Below are 14363 nucleotides of genomic sequence, written 5' to 3' on the forward strand. Positions count from 1 at the left end.
CGCTGCGGGCGGGCAGCGCGGCGTGAGGGGCCCGGGCGGGGCGCCGTCAGGCCGGCAACGCGAACCGCGTCACCGCGTCGCGCAGCGCCTCGGCCTGATCGCGCAGCGAATGCGCGGCTGCCGCGGCCTGTTCGACGAGCGCCGCGTTCTGTTGCGTGACCTGGTCCATCTCGCCCACCGCGCGGTTGACCTGCTCGATCCCGGCGCTCTGTTCGCGGGATGCGTGGCTGATTTCGTCGAGGATCTCGTTCACGCGCCGCACCGACTGCACGATCTCGGCCATCGTCTCGCCTGCATGCGTGACGAGTGTCGCGCCGTGCTGGACCGTCTCGTTCGACGACACGATCAGCGACTTGATCTCCTTGGCCGCCGTCGCCGAGCGTTGCGCGAGCGATCGCACTTCGGCCGCGACCACCGCGAAGCCGCGGCCCTGTTCGCCCGCGCGGGCCGCTTCCACGGCCGCGTTCAGCGCGAGGATGTTGGTCTGGAACGCGATCCCGTCGATCACGCCGATGATGTCGCCGATCTTGTGCGAGCGGTCGGTGATCTCGTTCATCGTGCGCACGACGTCGTCGACCACTTCGCTGCCGCGCGTCGCGACCTGCGCGGCCTGGCCGGCGAGCGACGCGGCCTGCGCGGCGCTGTCCGCGTTCTGCTTCACGTTCGCGGTCATCTCGTCCATGCTCGACGCGGTCTGCACGAGCGCGGCCGCCTGTTCCTCGGTGCGCTGCGACAGGTCCGTGTTGCCGGAGGCGATCTCGCTCGCGCCCACGTTGATGTTCTCGGTGCCCATCCGGACACGCGACACCATGTCGATCAGCCCGCCTTGCATCGTGTGCAGCGCGTGCAGCAGGCTGCCGCGATCGTCGTGCTTCACGGTCACGCGCGCGGTCAGGTCGCCCTGCGCGATGCGCTGCGCGGCGTCGAGCGCCACTTCGAGCTCGCCGCCGAGGTTCGCGCGCACGCTTTTCAGCACCAGCACCATCACGGCGGTCGCGATTGCACCGAGCACGGCCGTCATCGCCAGCCAGCGGCCGACGCTCGCGAGCACCGCCGAGCGCACGTCGTTCATGTACATGCCGGTCACGAGATACCAGTCCCACGGCGCGAAGCGTTGCACGGCGCTGGTCTTGTCCTGCGGCTTGTCCGCGCCAGGCTTCGGCCACAGATATTCGACGAAACCCTTGCCGCCTTCCGCGTTGCCGGCCTTCACGATCTCGACGAACAGGTGCTGGCCGTTCGGATCGGTGAAATTCGACACGTCCTTGCCGTTGAGATCGGACTTGATCGGATGCATCACGATCACCGGCTTCGAATCGTTGATCGAGATATAGCCGTCTGCACCGTAGCGCATCGCGGCGATCGCCTCGAGCGCCTTCTGTTTCGCTTCGGCTTCCGGCAGCGCGTTCTGCTGCGACAGCTTGTAGTAGTGATCGGTCACGCTCGCGGCCTGCGCGACCAGCGACGCGAGCTGATCGCGGCGATCCGCGATCATCGAGGTACGGGTCTGCCATGCGCCCAGCCCGGCGATCACGAGCAGGCCGAGCCACAGGATGACGATCATCGAGGCGAGTTTCTGATTCAGGGAGAGAGTGCGCATGGTAGGAGGTCGGTCAGTCGTGGAAGCTCGCCGGGTCGGCGTGACGGGATAAGTCTCTTGACGGCGCGCCATGCGTGTCGCCGTAGACGGGAAATCCCTTAGAGGCGGCCATTTCCGCATGCCCAGGACGCAAGCGCGGGCATCTATGCATATGCATAACAGCGGCCGCTATACTGTCGGGCGATGGCGTGCGCGCCGCGCCCGCACGGGCGGCGGCGCGACGCCGAACCAAACCGAAAGGAGGCAACGATGCGGATTCTGGTGGTAGGGGCCGGCGCGGTCGGCGGATACTTCGGCGGCCGGCTGGCCGCGGCGGGGCGCGACGTGACGTTCCTGGTGCGCGACGGCCGCGCCGCGGCGCTCGCCCGCGATGGCTTGCTGATCCGCAGCCCGCGCGGCGACCTGACGCTTGCGAACGTGCAGACCGTGCGCGCGGGCGACGCGGGCGCGGGCGTCGCGCCGTTCGACCTCGTGCTGCTGAGCTGCAAGGCGTACAGCCTCGACGACGCGATTGCGTCGTTCGCGCCGTTCGTCGGGCCGCAGACGCTGATCCTGCCGATGCTCAACGGGATGCGCCACCTCGACGTGCTGCGCGAGCGCTTCGGCGCCGCGCAGGTGCTCGGCGGGTTGTGCGTGATCGCGGCGACGCTCGATCGCGAGCAGCGCATCGTGCACCTGAACGACACGCACGGCGTGTCGTTCGGCGAGCTGGCCGGCGGCGAATCGCCGCGCGTACGCGCGGTGGCCGACGTGCTCGGCGGCGCGGGCTTCGATGCCACGCTCAGCGACGACATCGCCGCGCGGATGTGGGAGAAGTGGGTGTTCCTCGCGACGCTCGCCGCGAGCACGTCGCTGTTTCGCGGGTCGATCGGCGACATTCTCGCCGCGCCGGACGGCCGCCGCCTGCTCGAAACGATGCTCGCGGAATGCAGCGCGATCGCCGAATACAACGGCCACCGGCCCGACGCGGCGGCCAGCGAGCGGATGCAGCGGATGGTGCTGACGCCGTCGCCGCTGACCGCGTCGATGCTGCGCGACGTCGAGAACCACGCGCGCGTCGAAGCCGATCACGTGATCGGCGACCTGCTCGCGCGGCGCGACCCGCAGTCGGCCGATACGCTGTCGCTGCTGCGGATCGCGTACAACCACCTGAAGACGTACGAGGTGCGCACGGCGCGCGAGCACGCGGCGGCGTAAGCCGGCGCGGGCGGCCGTCCGCGCCGTTCCGCGCTGCAACAAATTTGCCGTCTGGCACCGTTTATGGCCGGATTGCGCAAAAAAGTATCGGAAATCAGGCGTAAAGTTGGTGGAGCCGCGCGCTCGATCGACCTACATTGCTTCCCATGCGACCGGTCGCATCGCCGCGCGAGACACGCGGCGATGCGCGCACCGCCGAACAGGCCGGCCAGCGAACCATGGGAATGGAGACGCCAACATGATGCACCCCGATCTCGAAGTGGTCGAAGTGCGACGCGACGAGTCGTTCAAGGTCTGGTCGCATGGCTATCCGTATCGCACGATCCGCTGGCATTTCCATCCCGAATTCGAGCTGCACCTGATCGTCGCGACGCACGGCAAGTATTTCGTCGGCGATCACATCGGCTCGTTCGGCCCCGGCCATCTCGTGCTGCTCGGTCCGAACCTGCCGCACAACTGGGTCAGCGACATGGCCGAAGGCGAAACCGTCGAGCGCCGCAATCTCGTGATCCAGTTCGATCCGTCGTTCGTGCGCCGCTGCATGGACGCGTTCCCCGAATGCCGCGACGCGCAGGCGCTGCTCGACGATGCGCGGCGCGGGGTCGGCTTCGACGCGGCGACGAGCGCCGCGATCGCCCCGCTGTTCGATGCGTTGCTGACCGCGCGCGGGATGCGCCGCATCGCGCTGTTCATGACGATCCTCGAACGGCTGTGCGGCGCGGCCGAACGCACGCTGCTCGCGAGCCCCGCGTACGACCAGGCCGATGTCACGCCGACGCGGCTCAGTCATGCGCTGTCGTATATCGGCAAGAACCTCGCGTCCGAGCTGCGCGAATCCGATCTCGCGCAACTGACCGGGCAGAGCGTCAGCGCGTTCTCGCGCGCGTTCCATCGCCACACCGGCATGCCGTTCGTCCAGTACGTGAATCGTCTGCGGATCGAATCCGCGTGCCAGATGCTGCTCGCCGACGACGCGAGCATCACCGATATCTGCTTCCAGGCCGGCTTCAACAACGTGTCGAACTTCAACCGCCAGTTCCGCGCGGTGAAGGGGATGGCGCCGTCCGAATTCCGCGCGCTGCAGCGCCTGAACGCGCGCAGCCGCGAGCTGGCGCTGCATGCGGCGCCGACCGGCAATCCGCTGCCGCCGCGCGTGCTGACGCCCGGCGCCCCGGAGCTCGTGCCGCAGCCCGGATGATCGCCGGGCCGTTGCCCGCCTGAGTTTTCCTAACCGTTTCACCCCGCCGATCGCGCCGTTCACGTCGCGAGGGGCGCATTCACCCACGAAAAAGCTGCACACAATTCAGGAGACACCGTCATGACGCACGCATCGCCCGCTTCATCCCCCCGTCGCGCCGCCCGCCTGGCGGCCGTTGCCGCGCTCGCCGTCGCGGCCCTGTTGCCCGCCGCCGCGCATGCCGCGCCGCTGCGGATCGGCATGACGTTCCAGGAACTGAACAACCCGTATTTCGTGACGATGCAGAAGGCGCTGAACGACGCGGCCGCATCGATCGGCGCGCAGGTCGTCGTCACCGACGCGCATCACGACGTCAGCAAGCAGGTGAGCGACGTCGAGGACATGCTGCAGAAGAAGATCGACATCCTGCTCGTGAACCCGACCGATTCGACCGGCATCCAGTCGGCGATCACGCAGGCGAAGAAGGCCGGCGCGGTCGTCGTGGCGGTCGATGCGAACGCGAACGGCCCGGTCGATTCGTTCGTCGGCTCGAAGAATTACGACGCGGGCGTGATGTCGTGCGAATACCTCGCGAAGGCGATCGGCGGCAGCGGCGAGGTCGCGATCCTCGACGGCATTCCGGTCGTGCCGATTCTCGAGCGCGTGCGCGGCTGCAAGGCCGGGCTCGCGAAATTTCCGAACGTGAAGCTCGTCGACACGCAGAACGGCAAGCAGGAGCGCGCGACCGCGCTGTCGGTCACCGAGAACATGATCTCCGCGCATCCGAACCTGAAGGGCCTCTTCAGCGTGAACGACGGCGGCTCGATGGGCGCGCTCGCCGCGATCGAGGGTTCCGGCAAGGACATCAAGCTGACGAGCGTCGACGGCGCGCCCGAGGCGATCGCCGCGATCCAGAAGCCGAACTCGAAGTTCATCGAGACGACCGCGCAGTTTCCGGCCGACCAGGTGCGCATCGCGCTCGGCATCGCGATTGCGCGCAAGTGGGGCGCGACGGTGCCGAAGGCGATTCCCGTCGACGTGAAGGTCGTCGATCGCGGCAACGCGAAGGGTTTCAGCTGGTGAACGACGTGCGACGCGACGCGAAGGGCGGCGGCGCGGCCGACGCCCTTCGCACGGAGAAGCCGATGGACACGATACTCAGGCTCAGCCACATCACGAAAAGCTTTCCCGGCGTGAAGGCGCTGTCCGACATCGATCTGCAGATCGCGCGCGGCGAGATCCATGCGCTGCTCGGCGAGAACGGCGCGGGCAAGTCGACGCTGATGAAGATCCTGTGCGGCATCCACCAGCCGGATGCCGGCACGATCGAGATCGACGGCGCCGCGCGCCATTTCGCGGACTATCACGACGCGGTCGCGGCCGGCGTCGGCATCGTATTCCAGGAATTCAGCCTGATTCCGCACCTCGATGCCGTCGACAACCTGTTCCTCGGCCGCGAGCTGCGCAACCGCTGGGGCGCGCGCGACCGCAAGCGGATGCGCGCGGCGGCCGCGGCCATCTTCGCGCGCCTGGGCGTGGCGATCGATCTCGACGCGCCGATCCGCACGCTGTCGGTCGCGCAGCAGCAGTTCGTCGAGATCGGCAAGGCGCTGTCGCTCGACGCGCGCATCCTGATCCTCGACGAACCGACCGCCACGCTGACGCCGGCCGAGGCCGAACACCTGTTCGCGATCATGCGCGAGCTGAAGCGGCAGGGCGTCGCGATGATCTTCATCTCGCATCACCTCGACGAGATCTTCGCGGTGTGCGACCGCATCACGGTGCTGCGTGACGGCCAGTACGTCGCGACGACCGAGGTCGCGCGCACCGACGTCGAGCAACTGGTGCGGATGATGGTCGGCCGCCGGATCGAAAGCAGCTTTCCGCCGAAACCTGCGCTGCCGGCCGACGCGCCGGCCGTGCTCGAGGTCGACGCGCTGCAGATCGAGCGCGACGGCCCGGTGAACCGCTTCGCGCTGCGGGCCGGCGAGATCCTCGGCTTTGCCGGCCTGGTCGGCTCGGGCCGCACGGAAACCGCGCTCGCGGTGATCGGCGCGACGCGTGCGCATCGCAAGGAGTTGCGCGTACGCGGCGCGGCGGCGAAGCTCGCCGATCCGGCCGACGCGCTGCGCGCGGGCATCGGCATCCTGCCGGAAAGCCGCAAGACGGAAGGGCTCGTCACGTCGTTCTCGATTCGCGACAACATCTCGCTGAACAACCTCGGCAAGTACCGGTCGATGCGCTGGCTGATCGACCGGCGCGGCGAGGCGCGCACCACGCACGACGTGATGCGGCGCGTCGGCGTGAAGGCGCCGTCGATCCACACCGAGGTCGCGACGCTGTCCGGCGGCAACCAGCAGAAGGTCGTGATCGCGCGCTGGCTGAACCATCACACGTCGGTGCTGATCTTCGACGAGCCGACGCGCGGCATCGACGTCGGCGCGAAAGCCGAAATCTACGGGCTGATGCGCGAACTCACCGCGCGCGGCTACGCCATCATCATGATCTCGTCCGAGTTGCCGGAAATCGTCGGCATGTGCGATCGCGTCGCCGTGTTCCGGCAGGGCCGCATCGAGGCGACGCTCGCCGGCGACGAGATCGATCCCGACACGGTCATGACCTATGCCACGGCCGGCACGCGAGGAGCGACCCATGAACCTGCCTGAATCTTCTTCCACGCCCTCCACGACGCTCGCGGCCACCGCCGGCGACGCGCCGCCGCCGCGCGCGATGTGGGCGCAGCTGCGCCGCTCGACGCTGTTCTATCCGCTCGTCGGCCTGATCGTCGTGTGCATCGCGATGATGATCGCGAGCCCGAGCTTCCTGTCCGCCGCGAACCTCGAGAACGTGCTGCGCCAGATGTCGATCAACGCGATCATCGCGGTCGGCATGACCTGCGTGATCCTGACGGGCGGGATCGACCTGTCGGTCGGCTCGGTGATGGCGCTGTCGGGCACGCTCGCGGCCGGGCTGATGGTCGCGGGCGTCAACGCGGTCGCCGCGCTGGCGATCGGCATCGCGGTCGGCCTCGGCTTCGGCTTCCTGAACGGCGTGTTCGTCGCGTTCGCGGGAATGCCGCCGATCATCGTCACGCTCGCGACGATGGGCATCGCGCGCGGCCTCGCGCTGATCTACACGGGCGGCTATCCGATCGACGGGCTGCCCGACTGGGTCGCGTTCTTCGGCAGCGGCAAGGTGCTCGGCATCCAGGCGCCGGTGCTGATCATGCTGGTGGTCTATGCGATCGCGTGGCTGCTGCTCGACCGGATGCCGTTCGGTCGCTACGTGTACGCGATCGGCGGTAACGAGCAGGCGACGCGGCTCACCGGCGTGCGGGTCGCGCGCGTGAAACTGATCGTCTACACGCTGGCCGGCGTCACGTCGGCGCTCGCCGCGATCGTGCTGACCGGGCGCCTGATGAGCGGGCAGCCGAACGCGGGGGTGGGTTTCGAGCTCGACGCGATCGCGGCGGTCGTGATGGGCGGCACGTCGATCTCCGGCGGGCGCGGCGCGATCCTCGGCACGCTGGTCGGCGCGCTGCTGCTCGGCGTGCTCAACAACGGGCTCAACATGATCGGCGTGAACCCGTATGTGCAGAACGTGATCAAGGGCGGAATCATCCTGCTCGCGATCTACATCAGCCGCGAACGGTCGCGGTAATGAAAAAATCATCGGTTATCCGAATCACTCAGGAAAGAGACAACTCATGACGACACCCGAAGCCCAGCCGCGCATGACCGCGGTCGTCTGCCACGGCCCCGAGGACTATCGCGTCGAACAGGTCGCGAAGCCGAATCCCGGCGCGAACGAGCTCGTGATCCGCATCGCCGCGTGCGGGATCTGCGCGAGCGACTGCAAGTGCTACACCGGCGCCAAGATGTTCTGGGGCGGCCCCAGCCCGTGGGTGAAGGCGCCGGTGATTCCCGGCCATGAATTCTTCGGCTACGTCGAAGCGCTCGGCGACGGCGCGGCCGAGCATTTCGGCGTCGCGCTGGGCGACCGCGTGATCGCCGAGCAGATCGTGCCGTGCGGCAAGTGCCGCTACTGCAAGTCGGGCCAGTACTGGATGTGCGAAGTGCACAACATCTTCGGCTTTCAGCGCGAGGTGGCCGACGGCGGGATGGCCGAGTACATGCGCATTCCGCCGACCGCGATCGTCCACAGGATTCCGCTCGGCGTATCGCTCGAGGATGCCGCGATCATCGAGCCGCTGTCGTGCGCGATCCATACGGTGAACCGCGGCGACGTGCAGCTCGACGACGTCGTCGTGATCGCGGGCGCGGGCCCGCTCGGGCTGATGATGACGCAGGTCGCGCACCTGAAGACGCCGAAGAAGCTCGTCGTGATCGACCTGATCGACGAACGGCTCGAGCTCGCGCGGCAGTATGGCGCCGACGTGACGATCAACCCGAAGCGCGACGACGCGCGCGAGATCGTCCGCGCGCTCACCGACGGCTATGGCTGCGACGTGTACATCGAGACGACCGGCGCGCCGGTCGGCGTGAACCAGGGGCTCGACCTGATCCGCAAGCTCGGCCGCTTCGTCGAGTTCAGCGTGTTCGGCGAGGATGCGACCGTCGACTGGTCGATCATCGGCGACCGCAAGGAGCTCGACGTACGCGGCGCGCACCTCGGGCCATACTGCTATCCGGTCGCGATCGACCTGCTCGCGCGCGGGCTCGTCACGTCAAAAGGCATCGTCACGCACGGTTTCGCGCTCGAGGACTGGGACGACGCGATCCGCGTCGCGAAATCGCCCGAATCGATCAAGGTGCTGCTGAAGCCGGCCCGCTGACGGCCGGCGTGCGCCTCACCGGAGACATCATGGAATACGTCATAGGCGTCGACATCGGCACGCAGAGCACCAAGGCGCTGCTGGTCGACCGGCACGGCACGATCGTCGCGCGGCGCTCGGCCGGCTACCAGCCCGATACGCCGCGCCCGCTGTGGGCCGAGCAGTGGCCGCAGGTGTGGTTCGACGCGGTGCTCGACTGCATCGGCGGCTGCGTGAGCGACGCGCGCGCGCAGGGCGTGCCGGCCGACGCGATCCGGGCGGTGTGCGTGAGCAGCCTGTACGGCGGCTCGGGCATCCCGGTCGACAGCGACATGCGGCCGCTGCATCCGTGCCTGATCTGGATGGACCGGCGCGCGACCGCGCAAGTCGACTGGGTCGACGAACACGTGAACGTCGAGCGGCTGCGCGTGATCACCGGCAACGGCGTCGACAGCTACTACGGCTTCACCAAGATGCTGTGGCTGCGCGACCAGCGGCCGGACGTGTGGGCGAACGTGCGCTATTTCCTGCCGCCGAACGCGTATGTGATCTATCTGCTGACCGGTGAAGTCGCGGTCGATCACAGTTCGGCCGGCAATATCGGCGGCGTGTACGACGTCGCGCGCCGCGAGTGGTCCGACGACGCGCTCGACATGCTCGGCATTCCGGCGACGATGATGCCCGAGCGGCTGGTCGATTCGACGGACGTCGTCGGCGGCCTGCTGTCGCAATGGACCGCGCAACTCGGGCTGCCGGCCGGCACGCCGGTCGTCGCGGGCGGCGTCGATGCGGCGGTGGCGACCTTCGCCGCCGGCGCGACGCGCACCGGGCAGCACGTCGCGATGATCGGCACCAGCATGTGCTGGGGCTACGTGAACCGGCACGTCGATGCGCGGCACGGCCTCGTCAGCATGCCGCACGTGTTCAACGGGCAGCGCGACCTGTACGTGTTCGGCGGTGCGATCGCGGCCGGCGCATCCGTCGCGTGGTTTCGCGACCAGTTCTGCCACGCGGAAACCGACGCGGCGCGCCTGCTGCCGCACGGCGATCCGCACGTGCTGCTCGAGGAGGCGGCCGAGCGTGTGCCGGCCGGCGCCGACGGCGTGCTGTTCCTGCCGTATCTGATGGGCGAGCGCAGCCCGGTATGGGATGCGAAGGCGAGCGGCGCGTTCGTCGGGCTGAGTCTCACGCACACGCGTGCGCATCTTTATCGAGCGGTGCTCGAAGGCGTCGCGTTCGCGTTGCGTCACAACATCGAGGCCGGCCGCCGGGGCGCGGCGGCGCTGGACGATCGGTTGATCGTCGTCGGCGGCGCCGCGCATTCGGCGCTGTGGATGCAGATCATCGCGGACGTGACGGGTTTTCCGGTGTGGACGATCGAGCAGGACGTCGAAGCCGCGATGGGCGCCGCGCTGCTTGCGGGCGTCGGCGCAGGGCTCGTGTCGGACGATGACGCGCAGGGCGGCTGGGTCACGCTCGTCGAGCGCGCACGGCCCGATGCCGAGCGTGCGAACACGTACGACGCGCGTTTTTCGCTCTATACGGCGTTGTATCCGGCACTCAAGCCGATCATGCACAGGCTGGGCACCTCATCATGAACACACGATTCGATTTCAGCGGGGCAACGGTGCTCGTCACGGGCGCGTCGAGCGGAATCGGCCGCGCCTGCGCGGTCGCGCTGGCGCAAGCGGGCGCGCGCGTTGTCGCGGCGGGGCGCGACATGGTCGCGCTCGACACGCTCGCCGGCGAGATTGCGTGCGATACGTTGCGCCTGGACGTCGGCGGTGACGAGCAATCGATCGATGCCGCACTCGCCGCGTACGAGGCGTTCGACGGCCTCGTCAATTGCGCGGGGATCGCGTCGCTCGAACCGGCGCTCGAGGTCGGCGCCGCGCAGTTCGATCGTGTGATGGCCGTCAATGCGCGCGGCGCGGCGCTCGTCGCGCGGGCCGTGGCGCGCAGGATGATCGAGCGCGACGGACGCGGCGCGGCGCACGCACGGGGCAGCATCGTCAACGTGTCGAGCCAGGCCGCGCTCGTCGGGCTGCCCGCGCATCTGAGCTATTGCGCGTCGAAGGCGGCGATGGACGCGATCACGCGCGTGCTGTGCATCGAACTCGGGCCGCACGGCATTCGTGTGAACAGCGTGAACCCCACCGTCACGCTCACGCCGATGGCGCAGTTCGCGTGGAGCGAACCGGAAAAGCGGGCGCCGATGCTGGCCGCGATTCCGCTCGGCCGGTTCGCGGAGCCGGAGGAGGTCGTCGAACCGATCCTGTTTTTGCTGAGCGATGCGGCGTCGATGATCAGCGGCGTGTCGTTGCCGATCGACGGCGGGTATACGGCGCGCTAGATCGCGTCACGGAAGTCGCGGACTGAAGTCGCGGCGCGGCCGGCGCGCGGCTAGACCGGGTCCTTGCTCGGCGGCCCGTCCGGTTGCTGCGGATTGTCGTGATGACCGGGCGGCGACGCGAACGGATCGTCTTCCGGATCGCGGTTCGGGTCGGCCGGTGGCTCGGGCGTCGGGGTCGTGTGATCGCTCATGGAGAACTCGCGCGGTGCGTGACGGCGGTGGCGCGGCGGATGCGCCTCGTCTCCGTTATAGCCAATCGGGCGCGTGTTTGCAGCGCGATTCTTGCGACGGGTGGACGATCGTCGGCGAAATTCGTCCATTGACGGTGTTCGTGCGGGATCGTGCAGAACCGCACCATCGAAGTCAGCGCAAGTCCGCCGGCGTATCGACGTCGCGCAGGATGCCGGGATCGTCGACATCGAGCAGGGTCACCGGCGCGCTGGCGAACAGTGCACGGGCGCCCGTGTCGCCGTCGAGGGCGGCGAGCGCATCGAAATGGTGCGCGGCGAAGCCGACCGGATGGCCGCGCACGCCGCGATGCGCGGGCGCGACGATCGACGCGTTGTCGGCTTCGAGCGCGCGGGTGACGGTTTCGTAGGTGGAAGCGGCGATCCACGGCATGTCGCCGAGCGCGACGAGCCAGCCGTTCGAATCGGGCGTGGTGCGGACGCCGGCCGCGAGGCTGGCGCCCATCCCGCGCAACGCATCGGGGGCATAGACGACCTGACAGCCGGCTTCATTCAGCAGAATCGCAAGCTTTTCGGCGCCGGGACGCACGACGGCGATCACGTCGGCGGTGGCGGCCGCGAGACGGCGCGCGGCGGCGACCGCCACCGGCGTGCCGTCGGGAAGCCGGGCGAGCAGCTTGCTGTGCAGGCCGCTCGGGTCGAAGCGTTGACCAAGGCCGCCGGCGAGCAGGACGCCGGTGGCGAGTGACGCATAGGACATCGGCGCGGGGGGAGGGAGACAGGTGCTGCGATTGTGCGGGAGCCCGCGGGGATCGGCAAGTGAGGATGTTACCGAGTCACGCGTGTCGGATCGGGAAAACCGTCATCGCGACGTTTCGTCGAGCAGGCTTTCGTCGACAGGACCGTAAATTGCGTGCGATTCGTTCTGCATGACGGCCCAATAGCGGTCGCCGTATGACCAATGCCACCATTCGGACGGGTAATTCGTGAGGCCGGCGCGGGTCAGTGCGTCGATCAGGAGCTGGCGGTTTCGTGCGGCCGGGCGGCTGATGAACGGGTTATGTGTGTAGCAGGCGCCGGATGATTCGTGGTCGGTGGCATCGAGTATGCAGCCGATGTCGAGTTCGGCGGCTGCGGTCGTTTTGGTCAGACGAATCGCCGATATGCCAGAGTCTGGTGGAAGATGCGCCTCGGTTCGGCCGGCGGGGCCGGCGACGCTTACCAGAGCGTCATGATGTGCGCGTACGCGCGGATTTTTTCGTCGCGGGTGTCAGCTGAGCGCCGAGTCGCGTACTGCCCACCACACCGATGCATGCGTATCCAGCACGATCACCGCGACGTCTCCCAATCCTCTTTCGCAATCGGATCGAGAGGATTGTCGTAGCGCATGACCGAACCGCGCAATATGCCCAACGGCTGAGCTTCGCGCGAGCGATACGGCCGAATCTCGAACGTCGGTTTGCCGTGGTCGGTGACGATCAATCCTTTGCCCGACACTTCGACGAGCCGGAAGTATTCGAGTGCGCGCGCCTTGAATTCGGATTTCGATACGGGAGTGTGCGGCATCACGATATGAGCAGGGTCATTTGACGAGGTCGTTTTGGACCCGTCTTTCGACGCGGCGCGACCGACTCATGCTACGCATCCGCCCACTTCCTCAACAGGTTGTGATAAATCCCGGTGAGCGAAATGACCACCGGGTCCTTCGCCCCTTTTTCCGCGGAAAGCGCCTGAATCTGCGTATCGAGCTGAAACAGCAGCGTGCGATCGCCGTCGTCGCGCACCATGCTTTGGATCCAGAAGAACGACGCCACGCGCTCGCCGCGCGTGACCGGCGTCACGTGATGCAGGCTCGACGCCGGATACAGCACGAGATCGCCGGCGGGCAGCTTCGCGCGATGCACGCCATACGTGTCCTCGACGCACAGCTCGCCGCCGTCGTACGCATCGGGTTCCTCGAGGAACAGCGTCGCCGACAGATCGCTGCGCACGCGGAAATCCGTGCCGCGCAGCAGCCGGATCGCGTTGTCGACGTGCGTGCCGAACGTTTCGCCGCCTTCATAACGATTGAACAGCGGCGGAAACACCTTGAGCGGCAGCGCCGCCGAAAAGAACAGCGGATGGCGCGCGAGCGCATCCTGGATCGCGTCGCCAACGGTGCGGGCGACCGGCGAGCCTTCCGGCAATTGCCGGTTGCGTTTCGCGAGCGCCGACTGCGCGCCGGACGTTGCGTTGCCGTCGACCCATTCGGCGGCATCGAGCAGTTCGCGGCATTGCGCGACTTGCGCTTGGGTCAGTACGCCGGGGATGTGAAGCATCATGATGCGGATTCCATTGCGTGCGGCGCGAGTTGCATGGCCGCCGAACGAAAAGCATCGAGCGGCGACGACACGAGATACGCGCGCATTTTCGCGATGAACGCGGGGGGCGCGGTGGCCGGCACCCGCGCGAGCCAGACGAGCGCCTCGTCGACGCGCCCGCGTTCGGCGAGCAGCCGCGCATAGTTGAACTGGCCGCGGAAGTCGCCGGCGACGGCCGCGCGGCGATAGTGGTCGAACGCGGCGTCGGTGTCGACCGCGACGACCCATCCGTCCTCGTAGAAACCGCCGATCAGGTTGATCGATTTCGCATGGCCGAGCGCGGCCGCGCGGCGGAACCAGTCGAGCGCGTCGGTGCGGTTCTCGTCGACGCCGTTGCCGAGGGCGAGTGCGGTCGCGTAGTTGTACATGCCCCAGTCGAGGCCCGCCTGCGCGGCCAGCCGGTACCAGTACACGGCGACCGGCGCGCAGGCGGCCGTGCCCCAGCCGAACTCGTAGCAGCGTCCGAGCATGTTCATCGCCATCGGGTGGCCGGCTCGCGCCGCGTGCCGGAACCAGTTGAACGCGGCGGCCGGATCGCGTGCGACGCCGTGCCCGTCGAGCAGGTATTGCCCGTAGACGGCCTGCGCATCGACGATGCCGTGCTCGGCCGCCGCCGCGACCCACGCGGCGGCGCGCTCCGGCGGCCCGGCCAGGATGTCGGCGAACTCGCGCGGCGATACCGACGCGAGCGCCTTCAGCGATACGGCCTCCATC

The 14363-nt window shown here is 68.1% G+C and carries 15 protein-coding genes; 8 read left to right on the plus strand and 7 right to left on the minus strand.

The annotated features are described in order from the left end of the window. Positions 1-46 precede the first annotated feature (46 nt). Positions 47-1600 carry a methyl-accepting chemotaxis protein gene (locus H0X91_RS19265; RefSeq protein WP_062884850.1) on the minus strand — a complete coding sequence of 518 codons (1554 nt, stop codon included), beginning with the start codon at positions 1598-1600 and terminating at the stop codon, positions 47-49. 249 nt (positions 1601-1849) lie between these two features. Between H0X91_RS19265 and panE the strand changes: the two genes are divergently transcribed. From panE to H0X91_RS19305, 8 genes are all read left to right on the plus strand, one after another. Continuing rightward, on the plus strand, positions 1850-2797 hold the full coding sequence (gene panE, locus H0X91_RS19270) for a 2-dehydropantoate 2-reductase (protein ID WP_062884849.1): 948 nt from the start codon (positions 1850-1852) through the stop codon (positions 2795-2797). Positions 2798-3035: 238 nt separating this feature from the next. Continuing rightward, complete coding sequence (locus H0X91_RS19275; RefSeq protein WP_006485849.1) at positions 3036-3995, plus strand: AraC family transcriptional regulator; 960 nt, start codon at positions 3036-3038, stop codon at positions 3993-3995. 120 nt (positions 3996-4115) lie between these two features. Next, positions 4116-5057: a substrate-binding domain-containing protein gene (locus tag H0X91_RS19280; protein WP_006485848.1), complete on the plus strand. Its 942-nt coding sequence runs from the start codon at positions 4116-4118 to the stop codon at positions 5055-5057. Continuing rightward, a complete protein-coding gene (locus H0X91_RS19285; protein ID WP_375667164.1) occupies positions 4976-6640 on the plus strand; it encodes a sugar ABC transporter ATP-binding protein in 1665 nt (554 codons plus the stop codon). The genes H0X91_RS19280 and H0X91_RS19285 overlap by 82 nt, the downstream gene beginning before the upstream one ends. Further along, on the plus strand, positions 6627-7634 hold the full coding sequence (locus H0X91_RS19290) for an ABC transporter permease (protein WP_084751609.1): 1008 nt from the start codon (positions 6627-6629) through the stop codon (positions 7632-7634). Before H0X91_RS19285 ends, H0X91_RS19290 begins: the two co-directional genes overlap by 14 nt. A gap of 46 nt (positions 7635-7680) precedes the next feature. Further along, positions 7681-8769, plus strand: coding sequence for an erythritol/L-threitol dehydrogenase (locus H0X91_RS19295; RefSeq protein ID WP_006496169.1), 1089 nt, complete (start codon positions 7681-7683; stop codon positions 8767-8769). Positions 8770-8798: 29 nt separating this feature from the next. Continuing rightward, positions 8799-10346: an FGGY-family carbohydrate kinase gene (locus H0X91_RS19300; protein ID WP_196433242.1), complete on the plus strand. Its 1548-nt coding sequence runs from the start codon at positions 8799-8801 to the stop codon at positions 10344-10346. Further along, positions 10343-11101, plus strand: coding sequence for an SDR family oxidoreductase (locus H0X91_RS19305; protein ID WP_006496171.1), 759 nt, complete (start codon positions 10343-10345; stop codon positions 11099-11101). The genes H0X91_RS19300 and H0X91_RS19305 overlap by 4 nt, the downstream gene beginning before the upstream one ends. A 50-nt stretch (positions 11102-11151) precedes the next feature. On the opposite strand, the gene H0X91_RS19310 is transcribed toward H0X91_RS19305, so the two are convergent. The 6 genes from H0X91_RS19310 to H0X91_RS19335 all read right to left on the minus strand — a co-directional run bounded on the left by H0X91_RS19310 (position 11152) and on the right by H0X91_RS19335 (position 14362). After that, entirely contained in the window at positions 11152-11292 is a 141-nt protein-coding gene (locus H0X91_RS19310) for a hypothetical protein (RefSeq protein ID WP_162838543.1), read from the minus strand. Positions 11293-11464: 172 nt separating this feature from the next. Further along, positions 11465-12049: a nucleotidyltransferase family protein gene (locus H0X91_RS19315; RefSeq protein ID WP_006496173.1), complete on the minus strand. Its 585-nt coding sequence runs from the start codon at positions 12047-12049 to the stop codon at positions 11465-11467. Between the two features lie 102 nt (positions 12050-12151). Next, complete coding sequence (locus H0X91_RS19320) at positions 12152-12514, minus strand: M15 family metallopeptidase (RefSeq protein WP_306172373.1); 363 nt, start codon at positions 12512-12514, stop codon at positions 12152-12154. A 104-nt stretch (positions 12515-12618) separates the two neighbouring features. Beyond that, entirely contained in the window at positions 12619-12858 is a 240-nt protein-coding gene (locus tag H0X91_RS19325; protein WP_077021235.1) for a type II toxin-antitoxin system Phd/YefM family antitoxin, read from the minus strand. Between the two features lie 68 nt (positions 12859-12926). Next, on the minus strand, positions 12927-13610 hold the full coding sequence (locus H0X91_RS19330; RefSeq protein ID WP_034202129.1) for a Fe2+-dependent dioxygenase: 684 nt from the start codon (positions 13608-13610) through the stop codon (positions 12927-12929). Further along, positions 13607-14362, minus strand: coding sequence for a tetratricopeptide repeat protein (locus H0X91_RS19335; protein WP_034202130.1), 756 nt, complete (start codon positions 14360-14362; stop codon positions 13607-13609). Before H0X91_RS19335 ends, H0X91_RS19330 begins: the two co-directional genes overlap by 4 nt. Position 14363: the final 1 nt, after the last annotated feature.

This window comes from Burkholderia sp. 9777_1386 (assembly GCF_015712265.1).
Lineage (GTDB): Bacteria > Pseudomonadota > Gammaproteobacteria > Burkholderiales > Burkholderiaceae > Burkholderia > Burkholderia cenocepacia.